We start from the raw sequence: 18103 nt of genomic DNA on the forward strand, positions 1-18103 counted from the left end.
TGGCACAGGGGAATCATGTTGCGGCCATGCAACACCCGGCACCCTCCAAGGAGAAATCGTCATGCCCCTCACTCAGTTTGTTCAGCGGCTGAAGTCTGAAGTCGTCTTCTACATCAACCTGGCGAAAGACACCGAAGGGGCTTCGGGGATTGAGTACGCCATTATCGCGGGGATGGCGGCGGTCGCGCTGGCAGCCTTCATGACGCCGATCTCGGGTTCGATTACTTCGATCTTCAACAGTATCAAGGCGGTACTGCCGGCGGCAGCGCCTTGATCGTTGCCGTTTGCCAACGGGCCTGAGTGGATCTAACGTCAGCGCTTAGTCCATCGCAGGAACACCCTATGAACGCTCTCGCATTCCCACGCCAACAACTCCTTCTGGTCGATGATGAGGAGGATGCGTTGCTGGAACTGGCGGAGCTGCTTGAGGGCGAGGGCTTCAATTGCTTTACCGCAACCTCAGTCAAACTCGCCCTGCATCATTTGACCCGCCACCCTGATATCGCCTTGGTGATCACCGATCTGCGCATGCCGGAGGAAAGCGGCATGTCGCTGATCAAACGCCTGCGCGAGCACACCTCCCGCCAACATTTACCCGTGATTGTGACGTCCGGCCATGCCGACATGGAAGATGTCAGCGACATGCTGCGCTTGCAGGTGCTCGACCTGTTCCGCAAGCCGATCTATCACGTGCGGTTGCTGGAGACGCTCAATAACCTGTTTCCGCAGCCGAGCGCGCTCTTGAATCCCTGAGCCGCCGCTTTTCGCGAGCAGGCTCGTGGCCTCAGTCGACCTGGAAACACGCCCCTCTGTGGGAGCGTGCCTGCTCGCGAAGACGGCCTCCCTGACAGCACATTTTCAGGCTCAGCCCACCGCTACAGTTGGTAACTGAAACTGATGCTGTATCGAGGCCTTCTGTTAAACGTATCCAGCGCTTCGTCCGACATCGGCTTCGCCGCTTCCAGCGCAATGTTGTAGTACTTGGCATCGCCCAACCTCAGCCCCACGGCAGCCGATGACAGGTCGTTGCCCTTGACTGGCAGTTGGTTGAACCAGCTCCTGGACCGGTCCAGCACCGCATAGGGCTGAAGAATCCGCACCCAATCCCCATCGCGGTTGAAGCTGTAGTTCACTTCGTATGCCACGCCCCAGCCTTTGTCGCCGGACGCCTGATCATCGGGGTAGCCGCGACCGAAATTCTGCCCGCCGAATACCGCGCGTTCGCTGTCAGGCAAGGTGTCTTCACTCCAGTACAACGCCGCCGACAACACGCCCTGCCAATGCTCGAAAAACTTGTCGCTTTGCACCCCGGATAACCGCAGCCGCAAAAAGTCGAGGTCAAGGGCAGTATTGTTGGTTTTTGCTCCCATGCCGTCGATGCCTTGATAGATCCCGCCGCTGAGAATTCGCAGTTGTTGGGCATCGGCTTTGCGCCAGTCACTCTCGAAGGCGACGGCGCGGGTGTCGGTGCGTTCTTCGACGCTTAGCGGGAAACCGACGACCTTGTAGCGGGTCTTGTCGTTGACCGCATACAGCCGCGCGCCGGCACTCAGTAATTCGTTGGGCGAGGCGATGACGGGATGGCTGAAGCCGATGGAGTAGCGATCGTTTTCGCGATGCGGTTTGAGCTGCAGGCCATTGTTCAGTTGCACCAGCGTGCCGGGGTCGGCGCGATAGCGCGAGGCGGACAAAGCCAGTTGAGTGCCTTCGGCATTGAGGAATTGGTTGTAGTCCAGACGGTAGTAGTGCTCAGCGTCATCGCCCGGTGGAAACAGCCCGCTGAGGCTCAACTGTTCGCCCATGGACGTCTGCGAATTGCTGCTGACACCCAACAACGCCTGGGTGCCATTGCGGTTGTCGGCTGTGGTGCTCAGGGTGCTGGTGAACGGTTTGCGACTGGCCTGGGCGACCAGGTCGGCCGCGCCATCGGTGGTGCCCGGTGGCGGCACTTGCGCCTGCAAGGTTACACCGGGAATGCGGCTCATCAAGGTGGTGTAACGCTCGAAGGTTTTGCGGGTCAGGGGGCGTTCGGCCTGTAATTTGGCCACCAGTTTATCGAGCAGGCCCTTGACCCGGCCGATGTCGCCCTGCAACCGATAATCCTTGATGTAACCCTCGACCAGCACCACGCGCGCCACGCCGTTATCGAAGGTCTGCTGCGGTAAAAAAGCGTAGGACAACAGGTAACCGTCCTGCTGATAGCGTCGAGTGATGTTGCGGGTCGCTTCGATCAGATCGGCAAGGCTGGCCTCATGACCGATGATCGGTTGATACGCCGCCGCCAACTCGCTGAGCGGGTAAATCGTTCCGCCTTCGATCTGCACAGTCTTGATGACGACTCGGGTGCCCATCATCAGCGGTTGTGTCTGGGTCGTACCCGGCTCCGGCACTTGCAGCGGCGCCGTCGTCGGGCGATAGGCATCGGCGGGCAGGTTGGGCACCGGGAGGTTGCGGATGGTTTCGTTGCTGTTGAGAAAAGCGGGAAGGGTATCGGCGAAGGCATTAGAGCAGGCGACCAATAACAGCAAAGAAGCCATGACGCGCATAGGACACTCCCTGTTCAGATCCGGCATCACCTGGAGCTTCATGCTCCAGAAGAAAAAGCGGAGGACTCATGTGAATCCTCCGCCATCAACCAAGCGTAGGCGCTGTAGAAAGGGCCGTCGAATCGGCCAGGTGCAAATCAGCGATTGCCGTTGTTGAGGGCTCCGGTCAGCCCGCCGAGCACGCCGCCCAGGCCTCCCGCTACGCCGGTGCCGCCGGCAGGGCCGTTGACCACCCCACCGACCGCCGCGACGGTATTGCCCACGGTCGTGACGGTGTTGCCGACGGCCGTCAACACCGGGTTGGCGTTGCTCGCGGCAATCGCTCCGCCCAGGCTGGCGACGGCGCCACCGGTCTGCCCGGTCAGGCTGGCCACCGGGCTGCCGAGGCCCGTCGCGGCACCGACATTTTGCGTGAGGCTGGTGACCGCGCTGGTCACCGGATTCAAACCATTGGCCACGTTGCCGGTGAGCGCTGCCAGCGGCGCAGTGGCCCCGGTGTTCGGTGCACCCGAACCGCCAAGGAGGGTGTTGACCGAGGCCACTAGCGTGCCGGCCCCGACGACGTTGGCGCCACCAGCGCTGACCACGCCGCTGCTGCTGCCGACATTCAAGCCGCTGCCGACGTTAGCCACCGCACCCCCCACCGTTTGCAGCAGGCCGGTGCCGCCCAGGCCGCCGCTCGAACCGGTGCCGTTGGACACCAGGCCGCCCGTCTTGCCGACGGCGGTGCCGGTGTTGCTCAAGGCGCCGCCAACGGTGTTGGTCAGCGCATTGCCGTTGCCTGCGAGGGTAACCTTGTCGCCCACGCCATTCACCGTATCGCCGATGTTCTTGACGAGGCCTTTGAGCGGATCACCCAGGCCGGTGGCATCACCGATCTTGTCGGTCGTGCTTTCTGCCATGGCGATCACGGGGACCAGTTTGCTGCCGACTTCTTGAGTCACCGAACCCAGGGGGCCGGTGGTGGTGGCGAGGCTCAAGGTGTCGCCGAGCATGGTGACTTTTTCGCCGACGCCATCCAGGACGGGCGCAACTTTCGTCACCACGCCGCCCACTACAGGGATGCTGTTGGTCGCGGTGGCCAGTTTGCCGCTGGCATCGGAAACGCCGTTGCCGACATCTTGCACGACACCGCCGACCGCCGAGGCGGTGACACCCAGCCCGTTAGGGTCGGTGCCCAGTTTGCCGACGCCGTTGGTCACGCCATCACCCAAAGTGGTGACCACATTGCCGGTGGTGTTGACCGCACTTTGCACAACGCCGCCAACCACTGGCACGGTGCTCAGGGCGTCGCCAAGTTGACCCACGCCATCGCCCACGCCACTGACGGTATTGCCGACATCCTGTATCAGCGTGGTGGTGACCAGAGGCGTAACGGATGGATTGGCCGGATCAGTGGGGTTGGCCGGGTCCGTCGGGTTGGTGGGGTTGGTCGGGCCAGTGGTGCCTCCGGTACCGCCAGTACCGCCAGTGCCGCCCGTCCCCGCGGTGCCGCCACTGGCCCCCCCCGTTCCGCCGGTGCCCGCAGTGTCGCCCGTCCCGCCGGTTCCCGCAGCAGTCGCGCTGTCAGGGGAAGAACTGCCGGAGCTGCTGCGATGACCGCCACCGCCACTGCTGCAACCGGTCAGGCCGAGCGAGAGAATGAGCGCCAATGCTGTTGCCGACTTGCACCACACTTGAGTAGTCATGAGAGGTATTCCTTGCACCTGTTACAACGTTCGCTGTCTTCGATAGCCTGCCGGTTTCTGTTGCCGGCAATGCCTTCGTCCGTTGTGCACATAACAATCGCAAGGGCGTGCGGGCACCATTCTCAAGTTGGTATTAACCGTTTGATATAGGGGCGTGCGGATGCTGCCTAAGGACTAACCGCTTGGGTATAAGGCAGGAAGTTTCTGTCGGGGAAATGCGTTGTAGATCAGAAGGAAAGGGATTTGCGCAGGAGGCGGGAGAGCCTGAAAAAACTTAAGTGATATACACACAATTAAGCATCGTCTGTTGCTTCAGCCATGGCGCGAAATCGCTTATCGCAAGCAGGTGCGGCGGTTCGACCTGCTCGCGATGACGATTTCACAGACGATTAACCGGTTCAGGCAATCGGCCGCCAATGCCCGACCATGTGCTCAAAGTCTCCAGCCCCCACCAACCGGAAATCCCCGCTGGACCCTGCCGCACTCGCGAGCAACGTGACTTCACTGGGCAAGCGCACCGGTTTCTTGAACTGCACCGCGATCTCGACATTCGCCGTGGGCAGATGCTCACTCAACGCCGCCAGGGTCCGAGCCTTGTTCCACAGCCCATGGGCGATGGCTGTGGGGAAGCCAAATAATTTGGCGCTGACGGCACTCAGGTGAATCGGGTTGTAGTCCCCGGACACCTTGGCGTATTGCCGGCCAATGTCCGCCGGCGCTGTCCAGCGAGCCACTTCCACCCCCTCCAGGGTTGTTGCCAACACGTCCTCGATCGGTTCACCTTCCAGCTTGACCCCGCGGCACAGCATCTGACTTTCAGCTTCCCACAGCGGCCCCAACTGATCGTCGAGCGTCGTCACCAGATCGAACGTCGCACCCTTGGCATGGGGTTGCAGATTCTGAACCTGCACGCTGACCCGCACGCGGTTGACCCCGCCCATGGGGCGCAATACACGAATGCGATTGCTCAGGTGAATCAGCCCCAGCAGTTGGAACGGAAAGTCCTTGGCCGTGAGCAATTGCATCTGTAACGCGAACGCCAGGATGTGTGGATAGGTCGGCGGCAGTAAACCGTTATCGGCAAAACCACAGACCTTGCGATAGGCCGCCAGGCGTTTTGGATCGACCTCGACCCAGCAGCGCAACCCCGTGTCGGGCAACGTGGTGCCGGTGATTTTGCGCCGCGATGCCGCCTTCACGTACAGGCCCGTCAGGCTCGGTTCGCGGTTGAGGGTGTGCCAATCGGTGATCATTTTCATGCCCCCAAGGCGCTTTGGCCGCAGACTCGCAACGCTTGCCCGGTGAACGCGCCGGTCCCCGGCTGAGCGAGCCACGCGACTGCTTCGGCAACGTCTTGTGGCAGGCCGCCCTGGCCCAATGAACTCATGCGTCGCCCGGCCTCGCGGATGCCGAACGGCAGGTGCGCGGTCATCTGGGTTTCGATGAACCCCGGTGCCACGGCGTTGATGCTGATGCCGCGTTGATCGAGCAATGGCGCCCAAGCCTGGGCCAGACCGATCAGCCCGGCCTTGCTCGCCGCGTAGTTGGTCTGCCCGCGATTGCCGGCAATGCCGCTGATGGACGCCAACAGAATCACCCGCCCGTTGTCATGCAAGGCGCCGCTGTCGAGCAGTGCCTTGGTCAAAACCTGCGGTGCGTTGAGGTTGACCGCGAGCACTGCGTCCCAGAATTCCGGGGTCATGTTGGCCAGGGTTTTATCGCGGGTGATGCCGGCGTTGTGGACCACGATGTCGACACCGTCGGGCAGCAGTTCGACCAACTGCGCGGCGGCGTCTTCGGCGCAAATGTCCAGGGTGATGCTGCGCCCGCCAAGGCGTGCGGCGAGCGCATCGAGATCGGTTTTCGCCGGTGGGACATCGAGCAGAATCACCTCGGCGCCATCACGGGCCAGGGTTTCGGCGATGGAAGCGCCGATGCCGCGCGCGGCCCCCGTGACCAGCGCCTTGCGCCCGGCCAGTGGGCGAGTCCAGTCCGACACCTGCGTATCGCAAGCCTTCAAACGGACCACCTGGCCTGACACAAACGCACTTTTGGGCGAGAGGAAAAACCGCAGCGGCCCTTCGAGTTGATCCTCGGCGCCTTCACCGACATAGATCAGTTGCAAGGTGCCGCCGCCGCGCAATTCCTTGGCCAGCGAGCGACTGAAACCTTCCACCGCACGCTGTGCGCTGGCGGCGAACGGGTCGGTCAACGTCTCTGGCGCACGCCCCAGAATCACCAGGTGCGCGCTTTGATCGAGGTTTTTTATCAGCGGCTGGAAGAACTCGCGCAGCTGTTTGAGCTGATCGGTCTGAACCAGGTCGCTGGCGTCGAACACCACGGCTTTAAGCTTGGGGCCATGGCCGGGAATCCACGCGGTGGCCAGAGAAGGCTCGGCGCCGTAGCGGTAGATCGCGTCGGTCAGGCGGTTGGCGAAGGCACTGACTTTCTCTGTCAGCGGGCCGCCGCCTATCAATAATGCCCCTTCGACAGGCCGCAGCCGGCCTGCTTGCCACCGCTCCAGGCGTACCGGAGACGGCAGTCCCATGGCCCCGACCAGACGATGGCCGATGGAGGAATTGGCGAAGTCGATATAACGGTCAGACATGGAACGCACTCCGGCAGCTGGGGTTCAAAGTGTGGACCACGAATGGCAATCAGTCGTTCGATCCACGAGATAAGGCCTACGCTTGAACATTGTAGGAGCGAAGCTTGCTCGCGAAGACGATGTTTCATTCAGAGGAAATATTGAATGTGCCGGCACCTTCGCGAGCAAGCTTCGCTCCTACAGGGACTGGTGTTTACATTTGTTTTTTTGACAGGAGCTTTTCATGACCCAGCCGCGCCGCGTCGCGATAATCGGCGGTAACCGTATCCCCTTCGCCCGCTCCAACGGGCCGTACGCCACCGCCAGTAATCAGGCGATGCTCACCGCAGCGCTCGAAGGTCTGATCGAACGCTACAACCTACACGGCCTGCGCATGGGCGAAGTGGTCGCGGGGGCGGTCCTCAAGCTGTCCCGAGACATGAACCTGACGCGCGAGTGCGTGCTCGGTTCACGGTTGTCCCCCGGCACCCCGGCCTATGACATTCAGCAGGCGTGCGGCACGGGTCTTGAAGCGGCGTTGCTGGTGGCGAACAAGATTGCCCTGGGACAAATCGATTGCGGCATCGCCGGTGGCGTCGATACCACTTCGGATGCGCCGATCAGCGTCAGTGAAGGTTTGCGCAGGGTGCTGCTGCAAGCCAATCGCGCCAAGAGCACTGGCGACAAACTGAAAACCTTTCTGCAGCTGCGCCCCCGGGACTTGATCCCGGAGTTCCCGCGCAACGGCGAACCGCGCACCGGTTTGTCCATGGGCCAACACTGCGAATTGATGGCCCAGACCTGGAACATCCCCCGCGAAGAACAGGATCAACTGGCGCTGGAGAGCCATCGGAACCTGGCCGCGTCCTACGCCGAAGGCTGGCACAACGACCTGATGACACCGTTCCTCGGCCTGACCCGCGACAACAACCTGCGCCCGGACCTGACCCTGGAAAAACTCGCCTCGTTGAAACCGGCCTTCGAGAAAAGCGCCAAGGGCACGATGACGGCGGGCAACTCCACGCCGCTCACCGATGGCGCATCGCTGGTGCTGCTGGGCAGTGAAGAATGGGCGAAGGAGCGCGGCTTGCCGATCCTCGCGTACTGGCGTGACGGCGAGGCCGCGGCGGTGGATTTCGTCAACGGCGCCGAAGGGCTGTTGATGGCGCCGGTGTACGCGGTGCCCCGTTTGCTGGCGCGCAACGGCCTGACGCTGCAGGACTTCGATTACTACGAAATCCACGAAGCCTTTGCCGCGCAGGTGCTCTGCACGTTGAAGGCCTGGGAAGATCCGGAGTATTGCAAAACCCGTCTCGGCCTCGATGCGCCGCTGGGCTCCATCGACCGCAGCCGCCTCAACGTCAAAGGCAGTTCACTGGCGGCCGGGCATCCGTTTGCCGCGACCGGCGGGCGCATCGTCGCCAACCTGGCGAAGTTGCTCGACGCGGCGGGCAAGGGCCGAGGCTTGATCTCGATCTGCGCCGCCGGCGGCCAGGGCGTGACGGCGATTATCGAGCGCTGATCAGTTCGGCGTTCTGCTGCGCGATGCGTTCACGGTTGCGGTTGGCGTAGTTCTCGGCCATCACGGAGCAGACGATCAACTGCAACGGGTGATAAATCATGATCGGCAGCAGAATCAAGCCCAGGCCCGGGTTGGCGCCGAAGATCAACGCGGCCATCGGCGCGCCCGCCGCCAGGGATTTTTTGCTGGCACAGAACACCGCGGCGATCTCATCCGCCGGGCTGAATTTCAGTGCGCGAGCGGTGCGGGTAGTCATCCACAGGATGACCGCCAGCAGGATCGCGCTGCCAATCAGTGCGCTGAGAATTACGCCGTTGCCCTGTTGTTGCCACATTCCCGAGACCATCGAGTTGCAGAACGCCGAGTACACCAGCAACAGAATCACCAGCTTGTCGACGATGTTGGTGTAGCGCTTGTGGCGGGCAAAGAACTTGCCGAGCAACGGCCGTACCAATTGGCCGAGCACCAGCGGCAACAGCAACATGGCGCAGAGGTCGAGCAGGGTTGAACCCAGATCGATGCCGCCGGCACCGCTGCCGACCACCAGACTCACCAGCAACGGCGTCAGGAAAATCCCCAGCACACTGGACAGGCTCGCATTGAGAATCGCCGCCGGCACGTTGCCGCCTGCGCTGCCGGTCAGGGCCACGGAAGACGAAATGGTCGACGGCAGGGCGCAGAGGTAGAAGAAGCCGAGCATCAGCAGCGAAGGAACGTGCGAACCCAACAGCTTGTCGCTCAGCAGCCAGATCAGCGGGAACACCGCGAAGGTGAAACCCTGAACCATCACGTGCAGTTTCCAGTTCTTCAAGCCATGGCTGATCTGCTCGCTGGACAGGTTGACCCCGTGCAGGAAGAACACCAGGAACACGCCGATGTTGATCACGTATTCGGCGTGCATCCCGCCGCCCGTGGCGCCGAAGACCGGGAAGAAATACGCCAGCAGCGTGGCGATCAGCATGCCGCACAAGAACCAGTCGGTGACCACGCGTTTGAGGTGTATGAAGGCATGCATAACGGGCACCGAATACATTTGTAAGAATTGATGACTTAGCCTAACGTCGGCTCTATCTGCCGTCTTGCGACATAAGGCCAATCAATGCCGACTAACGGACAGCTTTCCCTCGAACGGGCCATTCCGAGGCTAACGACGTTGCCGCGTCCGCTGTTCGCACGGGCGGAAAGTCTGAATGCCGGGTCGTGGACGCCCCCTCATCGCCACGATTGGGTGCAGTTTTCCTACGCCATCAGCGGCGTTCTCGGCGTGCACACGGCGGAGGGCAGTTTCTTTGCGCCGCCGCAGTGGGGAATCTGGATTCCGGCGGATCTCGAACACCAAGTGGTGACCTCGATGCGCGCCGAAATGCGCAGCCTCTACGTGCGCCGCGAGGACTGCGAATGGGCCGACGGGCGTTGTCGGGTGCTGGAAGTCACGCCGCTGGCCCGGGAGCTGATCAAGAGTTTTTGCTTGCTGCCGGTGGAATACCCACAAGGCGACAGCCAGGAAGGGCGGCTGGTGAATGTGCTGCTGGATCAGTTGGCGAATCTGCCGGAGGTGGGATTTTCTCTGCCGTTGCCGCGGCATGAGCGGTTGCTCGGATTGTGCAATGAGCTGATCGAACGCCCGGAGCTCGCCGTGACGTTGCAGGAATGGGCGCAACGCCTGGGCTCCTCGGAAAAGACGCTGATGCGTTTGTTTCAGCGCGAGACCGGGTTGAGCTTTCGCGGATGGCGGCAGCGGATGCGGTTGCTGTCGTCGTTGAGTTTGCTGGAGAAGGGCGACAGCGTGACCAATGCGGCGCTGTCTTGCGGGTATGACTCGACGTCGGCGTTTATTGCGGCATTCAAAAGCCTGTTCGGCTTCACCCCCGGCGAATTATTCAAACAGTAATTGTGGCGAGGGAGCTTGCTCCCGCTGGAGCGCGAAGCGGTCCCAATTCAGTAAACCCGCTGTATCAGGTATTCCGTGTTTACCGGTTTGCGACCGCTTCGCGGCCGAGCGGGAGCAAGCTCCCTCGCCACAGGTATCGGTTTTCGACCCGTTAGATCAGCGACTTCAGGTCCTGAAGCGGCGAACCAACCCATCCAGTTCATTCGACAACCCGGCCAGGCTCTGCGAATCCAGCCGCGCCGAATTGGCCAGTTCCGCCACCAGCTGCGCATCGCCATGAATCTGGCTGATGTGCCGGTTGATGTCCTCGGCCACGTGATGCTGTTCTTCCGCCGCCGTGGCGATCTGCGTGTTCATGTCGCGAATCACATCCACCGACTCACGAATCAGCCCGAAACTGCTGCGCGCTTCGCCGATGCGGGTCACCGATTGTTGCGACACCTCCAGGCTCGCATGCATCTGCTGAGTCACTTGGCTGGTGCGCTTGGCCAGGTTGCCCAGCAAGCCATCGATTTCCGCCGTCGAATCCGCCGTGCGTTTGGCCAGCGCCCGGACTTCGTCTGCCACCACCGCAAATCCACGACCTTGCTCGCCGGCCCGTGCAGCCTCAATGGCGGCGTTCAGTGCCAGCAGGTTGGTCTGTTCGGCAATCGAGCGAATGGTCCCCAGGATCGACTGAATGTCATTGCTGTCGCGTTCAAGTTGTTGCATCGACTGCGCCGATTGTTCGATTTCCTGGCTCAGGCGATCAACGCTGGTCACGGCCGCATCAATCTGTTGCTGACCTTGACGCGCCTGACGCTGGCCACTGTCGGCGGATTCCGCCGCCTGGCTGCAAGAGCGCGCGACTTCGTTGGCGGTGGCGACCATTTCGTGGAACGCCGTGGACACCATATCCACCGCTTCACGCTGGCGCCCGGCGGCTTCAGCCATATCGCTGGAGACCTGGGTCGAGCTCTTCGAGGTGGCGAGGATCTTGGTCGCGGCGCCGCCGATGCTTTGGATCAGGTTGCGAATCGCCGTCAAGAACTGGTTGAACCAGTTGGCCAGTTGCGCGGTTTCGTCGCTGCCACGGATTTCCAGGTTCTTGGTCAGGTCGCCTTCACCTTGGGCGATGCCTTCTAGGCCGCTGGCCACGCTGCGGATCGGCCGCACGATGACACTGGCGAAACTGGCGCCGAGGATGGCGAAAAACACCGCCAGAACGGCGGCGATGATTGCGATCAGCCAAGTCAGCTGGGTCGCGGAGCTCATCACATCGTTTTGCTTGATCAGGCCGATAAAGGTCCAGCCCAGTTGCTCCGACGGCCAGACGTTGGCCATGTAGCGTTCGCCGTTCAACTCGACTTCCACCAGGCCTTTGCCGGCCTTGGCCAGTTGTGCGTAACCCTCGCCGAGGCTGCTCAAGGCTTTGAAGTTGTGTTCCGGTTGTTTCGGATCGACCAGTACGGTGCCAGTGTTTTCCAGCAGCATCAGGTAGCCGGTTTCACCGAGCTTGATCTGTTTGACGATTTCGGTGAGTTGCTTGAGCGTCACGTCGATGCTGACCACGCCACCGTTGGTGCCCAACTGGTTGTCGATGGTGCGCACGGTGCTGACGTAGGTCGCATCGTCCTGGGCCCAGTAATAGGCCTCGGTGCGGAATGGCTTGCCCGGCTTGGCCTGGGCCGCCTTGTACCAGGGACGCTGGCGCGGGTCGTAATTGTTCAGCTTGGCATCGTCCGGCCAGGACACGTAACCGCCGGCCGCGGTGCCGAGGATGGCATAGGCGTAGGACGGATGGCTGTTACCCAGGTCCTGCAGGAGGCTGAAGACCTTTTTGTCCATCTCGCCCTGGGGAATGCTCTCGGCGTTGGCGCTCATGTAGGTCTTGAGGCTGTCGTCGGAGTTCTTGATCAGCGGTTGTCTGGCCAGGTAGTCGACGTTCTGGCTGATGCCGTCGAAGAACAGTTGCATGGCGTTGCTGACCTGACGAATTTCACGACCGCTGCCGTCGACGAAATTCTCCTTGGCGTCACTGCGCAAGTTCAGCACCACGAGGGTGGCGACCAGCACCACGGGCAAGCAGGCGATGATTGCAAACGCCCAGGTCAACTTCTGTTTGATGTTCATCCGCGCTCCAGATTTTTCTTGTAGGCCCACGCAGTGCAGATGACTCGCGGATTATTGGCAGCCGTAAACGTTATTGATCGACCCGGTTCCGTGAGTGCACCATCGTTTTTGTTGTCGGAACGATTGTCGGACAAATCACTCTGTCACTGAGGACTTCGGCTGAATTTAGGGGAAATTGAGGTCGGGTGAGAAATATCCTACGAAGGGTTTGAATTCTGGTGTCAGCTTCTGTCGCAAATGCCTTCACACCCCTTCGCCACCCAGTGGCGCAGGCTCAGCTATGATCTCGGGCGGCCGATGAAGACCGAAAAGGGTTGGCCGATTAATTCGGCACATTGTGTGCATCACGACGTTCATAGGTCGGCAACCCCTCCCCCCAACGAGTGGATTGCCGTATAACGAATGACTTTCGCGTGTTTGGTAATAAAGGACCCACAATAAAAGCTGATGAAGACTCCAAAACGCATTGAACCCCTGATCGAGGACGGTCTGGTCGACGAGGTGCTGCGCCCACTCATGAGTGGTAAAGAAGCAGCTGTTTATGTGGTGCGCTGCGGTAACGAGCTACGTTGCGCGAAGGTCTACAAGGAGGCGAATAAACGCAGTTTCCGTCAGGCGGCCGAGTATCAGGAAGGTCGCAAGGTGCGCAACAGCCGCCAGGCTCGAGCGATGGCCAAGGGCTCCAAGTTCGGCAAGAAAGAAACCGAAGACGCTTGGCAGAACGCTGAAGTGGCGGCCCTGTTCCGCCTGGCCGGTGCCGGTGTTCGGGTGCCCAAGCCGTATGACTTCCTCGAAGGCGTACTGCTTATGGAACTGGTGGCCGACGAGTACGGCGACGCCGCGCCGCGTCTGAACGACGTGGTGCTGGAGCCGGACCAGGCGCGCGAATATCACGCGTTCCTGATTTCGCAGATCGTGCTGATGCTGTGTACCGGTCTGGTGCACGGTGACCTGTCGGAGTTCAACGTGCTGTTGACCCCGACGGGCCCGGTGATCATCGACTTGCCGCAAGCGGTAGACGCGGCGGGCAACAACCACGCGTTCAGCATGCTGGAGCGGGACGTGGGCAACATGGCGTCTTATTTCGGCCGGTTTGCGCCAGAGTTGAAAAAGACCAAATACGCCAAGGAAATGTGGGCGCTGTACGAAGCCGGCACCTTGCACCCGGCCAGCGTGTTGACGGGCGAGTTCGACGAGCCGGAAGAATTGGCTGACGTCGGCGGTGTCATACGCGAAATCGAGGCTGCACGCCTGGATGAAGAGCGTAAACAGGCGGTGCGCGCGGCAGATGACGCACCACCGGGCAAAACCGAAGAACCGCCTCCACCGTGGATGCAGTGATCGGTTGACGAAAACCCGGCTTCGGCCGGGTTTTTTGTAAGTGCTGATCCCCAAACACTGGAGATCATTTGTGGGAGTGAGCCTGCTCGCGATAGCGGTACATCAGTCGACATAAACTCAGCTGACACACCGCTATCGCGAGCAGGCTCGCTCCTACAGTGGATTTTTCCCTGCGACTCCCCACACTCAAGGACTGAATGTGAACCCCTCCACCCGCAATGCCCAACTGATCATCGCCGCCCGTCTGGTCTCGGACTTCGGCGCCTTCCTCAACATGGTCGCCCTGGCCACTTACGTCTACCTGCTCAGCAACAGCGCCATGAGCGTCGGCATTTTCCTCGCCTGCCGCGTGGGCGGAGGGATTTTCGCCAGTCTGATCGGCACCTCGTTCTATCGTCGCTTTGCCGGGCGTATTCCGCTGATTGCCTTTGATTTGCTGCGCGCAGGGTTGTTGGGCCTGTTGCTGGTGCTTCCGGTCGCCCAGCAAGCGCTGCTTTTACCGTTGATCGCGTTCGGCCTGGGGTTCGGCAACTCAATGTTCGCCATCGGCCTCAACAGCCAGTTGCCGCACCTGATCGAAGGCGAGCACCTGCTCAAGACCAACGCCTGGATCACCTCGGCCTCGTCCGCGGCCATGGTCGGCGGAAGCCTGGTGGCAGGGCTGTTGGTGGCGGCGTTTGGCTTTGAAACGGTGTTTGCATTGAACGTGGTCACTTATCTGCTGGCCGCGTTGTTCATCCTGCCGTTGCGGTTTTCGAGACCGGCGTCCGGTACCGAGCCAACCCCGCCGCGTGGTGAGTGGCACGCCTTGCGCCAAGGCCTGCGCAGTACGCCGGTGGTGGCCGCGATGCTCGCCGTCACCATGGCCGACACCCTGGGCAGCGCGGCGCACAACGTCGGCTTCCCGATTATTTCCAGGCTGCTGACCCCCGAGTCAGCCAGCACCACGCTGGGCCTGATGCTGGCCGTCTGGGCCTGCGGAAAACTGATCGGTGCACGAATCGCCAGTCGCCTGAAAGGGGCGGACAATGCACACTTGGAGCGGCGATTTTTCTACGGCGTGTTGCTGATGTCCTGCGGCTTCATACTGATGTTCCAGCAGCAGACCCTCTACGGTTTGCTGTTGTTCTCGTTACCGGCCGGATTGGGTGACGGCTTCTCCGAGGTCGGCCTGATGTCGCGTCTGCAACGCGAACCGGACAGCCTGCGCCTGCCGATCTTCAGCTTGCTGACACTGCTGCAGATGACCGGGTTCGGCGTCGGCATGTTGATCGCCGCGCCGTTCTATTCGTGGTGGACGCCGGGGGCCGTGGTGCTGCTGTTCCACGGCATTCCCCTGACCACGTTGCTGGTGGTGAAGGTGCTCGCGATCAGGGGCGAACGGGTGGCGCGCAGCAGCCCGACTCCAGATTCTTGAGGATCGGGCAGTCGGGGCGATGGTCGCCCTGGCAGTGCTCGACCAGGTCCTGCAGGGTGTCGCGCAATTGACCCAGCTCACGGATTTTCTGGTTCAGCTCGTCGATGTGCTGGCGGGCCAGGGCCTTCACGTCGGCGCTGGCCCGCTGGCGGTCCTGCCAGAGGGTCAGCAGTTTGCCGACCTCTTCGAGTGAAAACCCCAGGTCCCGGGAGCGTTTGATGAACGCCAGCGTGTGCAGGTCGTCTTCGCCATAAACGCGGTAGCCACTGTCGGTTCGATGGGCGGCCTTGAGCAAGCCGATGGACTCGTAATAACGAATCATCTTCGCGCTCAGGCCGCTGTGCCGGGCTGCTTGGCCGATGTTCATCGATTGTCCTCCAGATCCTTGGGTTTCCAGGTTTTCAACAGTAACGCATTGCTCACCACGCTGACGCTGGACAACGCCATCGCCGCGCCGGCCAGCACCGGGTTGAGGAAGCCGAACGCTGCCAGCGGAATGCCGATCAGGTTATAGACGAACGCCCAGAACAGGTTTTGCCGGATTTTTGCGTAGGTCTTGCGGCTGATCTCCAGGGCGGCGGGCACCAGCCGTGGATCGCCGCGCATCAGAGTGATGCCGGCCGCGTGCATGGCCACGTCGGTGCCACCGCCCATGGCAATGCCAATGTCGGCGGCCGCCAGGGCCGGGGCGTCGTTGATGCCGTCGCCGACCATCGCCACCACGCCGGTCTTCTTCAGCTCGGCGACGGTGGCGGCTTTGTCTGCCGGCAAGACTTCGGCGTGCACATCCGTAATGCCCAGCGCTTCGGCAACCACTTTGGCACTGCCGCGGTTGTCGCCGGTCAGCAGGTGGCTGCTGATGTGGCGTGCGCTGAGCTGTTGCACCGCGTGCAGTGCGCCGGGTTTGAGGGTGTCACCGAACGCGAACAGGCCCAGTACCTTTGGCTCGGGGCTTTGCTCGATCAACCAGGAGAGCGTGCGGCCTTCGGTTTCCCACGCGGTTGCGGAGTCGGCCAGATCCCCTGCGCTCAAACCGCTTTCTTCCAGCAGCCTGCGATTGCCCAAGGCTAAACGACGACTGTCGAGCGTGCCGGCGATGCCACGACCGGTCAGCGATTGACTGTCGCTGACATCGGCCACGGTCAAACCGCGTTCGGCGCAGGCGTCCAGAACGGCCTTGGCCAGCGGGTGTTCACTGCCGCGTTGCAGGGCACCGGCCATTTGCAGCAGGGCGGCTTCGTCACCGTTGATGGCACTCAGATGAGCGATGCGCGGCGCGCCCGAAGTCAGCGTGCCGGTCTTGTCAAACACCACGGCGCTGACTTCATGAGCACGCTCGAGGGCTTCGGCGTCCTTGATCAGAATCCCGTAGCGGGCCGCGACGCCGGTGCCGGCCATGATCGCGGTCGGCGTGGCCAGCCCGAGTGCGCAAGGGCACGCGATGACTAGCACGGCGACGGCGTTGATCAGCGCGGTTTCGATTGGCGCGCCGTATAACCACCAGCCGATCAAAGTCGCCAACGCGATCAACAGAACGGTCGGCACAAACACCTGACTGACTTTATCCACCAGCTTCTGAATCGGCGCTTTGGCGGCCTGGGCGTCTTCGACCAGGCGAATGATACGCGCCAGCACGGTTTCTGCCCCCAGCGCTTGAGTGCGAACCAGCAACCGGCCTTCGCCATTGATGGCACCGCCAGTGACCTTGTCACCGGGTTGCTTGGGCACCGGCAGGCTTTCGCCGCTGATCAGTGCTTCGTCGGCGTGGCTCTGGCCTTCGACCACTTCACCATCCACCGGGAAGCGTTCGCCGGGTTTGACCATGACCAGGTCGTTGAGGCGCAAGGCGCTGATGGCGACGTCCTGCTCGCGGCCGTCGATCACTTGAATGGCGCGTTCCGGGCGCAAGGCTTCAAGGGCGCGGATGGCGCTGGCGGTCTGGCGCTTGGCGCGGCTTTCGAGGTATTTGCCCAGTAACACCAAGGCAATCACCACCGCCGAGGCTTCGAAGTACAAATGCGGCATGCGCCCGGCCGCGGTAGCCCATTCGTAAAGACTCAAGCCATAACCGGCGCTGGTGCCCAGTGCGACCAGCAAATCCATGTTGCCGGCCCCGGCGCGCACAGCTTTCCAGGCGGCCACGTAAAAGCGTGCGCCGAAAATGAACTGCACCGGCGTGGCCAGCGCGAATTGCACCCAGGCCGGGAGCATCCAGTGCACGCCAAACGGTTGCAGGAGCATTGGCAACACCAGCGGCAGGGCGAGGGCGATTGCCATGATCAATGCCCAGCGCTCACGGTGCAGGCGCTGTTGTTGCTGATCGGTTGGAGGGTGTTCGACTTCCCAGACGCTGGCGCTGTAACCGGCCTTGGTGACTGCCGCGATCAAGTCTTGCGGATCGATGTGTCCGAGCAGTTCCAGGTGCGCCCGTTCGTTGGCCAGGTTGACGCTGACGCTTTTCACCCCAGGCACCTTGGCCAGCGCCCTTTCGACGCGGCCGACGCAGGAGGCGCAGGTCATGCCGTCGATGCTCAATTCCAGGCTCTGTTGCGGCACGCTGTAACCGGCCTGCTGCACCGCGTCCATCAAGGCCGGCAAGCTGTCGCTGGGCGCTTGGACCCGCGCCTGCTCGGTGGCGAGGTTGACGCTGACGGCAGAAGCGCCGATGACTTTGCTCAAGGCTCGCTCGACACGCCCCGCGCAACTGGCGCAGGTCATGCCGGCAATCGGCAGATCGAACGTAGTGGATTCGGACATCGGTCGCGCTCCCTGTAGAAGATGCCTACAGGATCAACCTTGCCATGCTGGCAAGGTCAAGCGCCAGTCTTCAAATCGCCGTAGACCCCATGTGGGAACGGGTCTTGTGGCGAGGGGATTTATCCCCGTTGGGTGGCGAAGCCGCCCCAATACCTGCAACCTCGGCGTATCAGTTACACCGAGTGCACTGGTTTACGACTGCTTCGCAGTCGAACGGGGATAAATCCCCTCACCACAAGGGC

14 protein-coding genes and 1 pseudogene are annotated in these 18103 nt (G+C 61.7%); 6 read left to right on the forward strand and 9 right to left on the reverse strand.

Annotated features, from left to right (window positions below):
• Window positions 1-61 precede the first annotated feature (61 nt).
• Both ACA051_RS03305 and ACA051_RS03310 read left to right on the forward strand, forming a co-directional pair.
• Entirely contained in the window at window positions 62-274 is a 213-nt protein-coding gene (locus tag ACA051_RS03305) for a Flp family type IVb pilin (RefSeq protein WP_497307626.1), read from the forward strand.
• A 68-nt stretch (window positions 275-342) separates the two neighbouring features.
• A complete protein-coding gene (locus tag ACA051_RS03310; RefSeq protein ID WP_497307628.1) occupies window positions 343-753 on the forward strand; it encodes a response regulator in 411 nt (136 codons plus the stop codon).
• Between the two features lie 122 nt (window positions 754-875).
• On the opposite strand, the gene ACA051_RS03315 is transcribed toward ACA051_RS03310, so the two are convergent.
• From ACA051_RS03315 to ACA051_RS03330, 4 genes are all read right to left on the reverse strand, one after another.
• Window positions 876-2546, reverse strand: coding sequence for a ShlB/FhaC/HecB family hemolysin secretion/activation protein (locus ACA051_RS03315; protein WP_497307630.1), 1671 nt, complete (start codon window positions 2544-2546; stop codon window positions 876-878).
• A 137-nt stretch (window positions 2547-2683) separates the two neighbouring features.
• Entirely contained in the window at window positions 2684-4234 is a 1551-nt protein-coding gene (locus ACA051_RS03320; protein ID WP_497373487.1) for a collagen-like triple helix repeat-containing protein, read from the reverse strand.
• Between the two features lie 398 nt (window positions 4235-4632).
• Entirely contained in the window at window positions 4633-5487 is an 855-nt protein-coding gene (locus ACA051_RS03325; RefSeq protein WP_497375497.1) for a MaoC family dehydratase, read from the reverse strand.
• A gap of 2 nt (window positions 5488-5489) precedes the next feature.
• Complete coding sequence (locus ACA051_RS03330) at window positions 5490-6842, reverse strand: 3-oxoacyl-ACP reductase (RefSeq protein WP_497373489.1); 1353 nt, start codon at window positions 6840-6842, stop codon at window positions 5490-5492.
• A gap of 223 nt (window positions 6843-7065) precedes the next feature.
• Between ACA051_RS03330 and ACA051_RS03335 the strand changes: the two genes are divergently transcribed.
• Complete coding sequence (locus tag ACA051_RS03335; RefSeq protein WP_497373491.1) at window positions 7066-8343, forward strand: acetyl-CoA C-acetyltransferase; 1278 nt, start codon at window positions 7066-7068, stop codon at window positions 8341-8343.
• On the opposite strand, the gene ACA051_RS03340 is transcribed toward ACA051_RS03335, so the two are convergent.
• Window positions 8330-9358, reverse strand: coding sequence for a bile acid:sodium symporter family protein (locus ACA051_RS03340; protein ID WP_497307637.1), 1029 nt, complete (start codon window positions 9356-9358; stop codon window positions 8330-8332). The two genes, ACA051_RS03335 and ACA051_RS03340, sit on opposite strands and share 14 nt — an antisense overlap.
• An 84-nt stretch (window positions 9359-9442) precedes the next feature.
• Here ACA051_RS03340 and ACA051_RS03345 point away from each other — a divergent pair, with 84 nt between their 5' ends.
• Complete coding sequence (locus tag ACA051_RS03345; protein ID WP_497373493.1) at window positions 9443-10234, forward strand: AraC family transcriptional regulator; 792 nt, start codon at window positions 9443-9445, stop codon at window positions 10232-10234.
• A gap of 165 nt (window positions 10235-10399) precedes the next feature.
• On the opposite strand, the gene ACA051_RS03350 is transcribed toward ACA051_RS03345, so the two are convergent.
• Both ACA051_RS03350 and ACA051_RS03355 read right to left on the reverse strand, forming a co-directional pair.
• The gene (locus ACA051_RS03350) at window positions 10400-11167 is read right to left on the reverse strand and encodes a methyl-accepting chemotaxis protein (protein ID WP_374039700.1); all 768 of its coding nucleotides are present in this window, start codon (window positions 11165-11167) and stop codon (window positions 10400-10402) included.
• A gap of 138 nt (window positions 11168-11305) precedes the next feature.
• Window positions 11306-12346 (reverse strand): annotated as a pseudogene (locus tag ACA051_RS03355) (cache domain-containing protein); the annotation flags it as partial.
• A gap of 447 nt (window positions 12347-12793) precedes the next feature.
• Between ACA051_RS03355 and ACA051_RS03360 the strand changes: the two are divergent.
• Window positions 12794-13687 carry a PA4780 family RIO1-like protein kinase gene (locus ACA051_RS03360; protein WP_010463815.1) on the forward strand — a complete coding sequence of 298 codons (894 nt, stop codon included), beginning with the start codon at window positions 12794-12796 and terminating at the stop codon, window positions 13685-13687.
• 199 nt (window positions 13688-13886) lie between these two features.
• Complete coding sequence (locus tag ACA051_RS03365) at window positions 13887-15104, forward strand: MFS transporter (RefSeq protein WP_497373495.1); 1218 nt, start codon at window positions 13887-13889, stop codon at window positions 15102-15104.
• On the opposite strand, the gene cueR is transcribed toward ACA051_RS03365, so the two are convergent.
• Window positions 15058-15471, reverse strand: coding sequence for a Cu(I)-responsive transcriptional regulator (cueR, locus tag ACA051_RS03370; RefSeq protein WP_497373497.1), 414 nt, complete (start codon window positions 15469-15471; stop codon window positions 15058-15060). The two genes, ACA051_RS03365 and cueR, sit on opposite strands and share 47 nt — an antisense overlap.
• Window positions 15468-17861, reverse strand: coding sequence for a heavy metal translocating P-type ATPase (locus ACA051_RS03375; protein ID WP_497373499.1), 2394 nt, complete (start codon window positions 17859-17861; stop codon window positions 15468-15470). The genes cueR and ACA051_RS03375 overlap by 4 nt, the downstream gene beginning before the upstream one ends.
• Between the last annotated feature and the right edge of the window lie 242 nt (window positions 17862-18103).

This window comes from Pseudomonas sp. LBUM1669 (genome assembly GCF_059695705.1).

Excerpts from the sequence above, each read along its gene's own strand:
- ACA051_RS03305 (WP_497307626.1), top strand. The coding sequence starts at position 62 with ATGCCCCTCACTCAGTTTGTTCAGCGGCTGAAGTCTGAAGTCGTCTTC.
- ACA051_RS03310 (WP_497307628.1), top strand. The coding sequence starts at position 343 with ATGAACGCTCTCGCATTCCCACGCCAACAACTCCTTCTGGTCGATGAT.
- ACA051_RS03315 (WP_497307630.1), bottom strand. The coding sequence starts at position 2,546 with ATGCGCGTCATGGCTTCTTTGCTGTTATTGGTCGCCTGCTCTAATGCC.
- ACA051_RS03320 (WP_497373487.1), bottom strand. The coding sequence starts at position 4,234 with ATGACTACTCAAGTGTGGTGCAAGTCGGCAACAGCATTGGCGCTCATT.
- ACA051_RS03325 (WP_497375497.1), bottom strand. The coding sequence starts at position 5,487 with ATGATCACCGATTGGCACACCCTCAACCGCGAACCGAGCCTGACGGGC.
- ACA051_RS03330 (WP_497373489.1), bottom strand. The coding sequence starts at position 6,842 with ATGTCTGACCGTTATATCGACTTCGCCAATTCCTCCATCGGCCATCGT.
- ACA051_RS03335 (WP_497373491.1), top strand. The coding sequence starts at position 7,066 with ATGACCCAGCCGCGCCGCGTCGCGATAATCGGCGGTAACCGTATCCCC.
- ACA051_RS03340 (WP_497307637.1), bottom strand. The coding sequence starts at position 9,358 with ATGCATGCCTTCATACACCTCAAACGCGTGGTCACCGACTGGTTCTTG.
- ACA051_RS03345 (WP_497373493.1), top strand. The coding sequence starts at position 9,443 with ATGCCGACTAACGGACAGCTTTCCCTCGAACGGGCCATTCCGAGGCTA.
- ACA051_RS03350 (WP_374039700.1), bottom strand. The coding sequence starts at position 11,167 with ATGGCTGAAGCCGCCGGGCGCCAGCGTGAAGCGGTGGATATGGTGTCC.
- ACA051_RS03360 (WP_010463815.1), top strand. The coding sequence starts at position 12,794 with ATGAAGACTCCAAAACGCATTGAACCCCTGATCGAGGACGGTCTGGTC.
- cueR (WP_497373497.1), bottom strand. The coding sequence starts at position 15,471 with ATGAACATCGGCCAAGCAGCCCGGCACAGCGGCCTGAGCGCGAAGATG.
- ACA051_RS03375 (WP_497373499.1), bottom strand. The coding sequence starts at position 17,861 with ATGTCCGAATCCACTACGTTCGATCTGCCGATTGCCGGCATGACCTGC.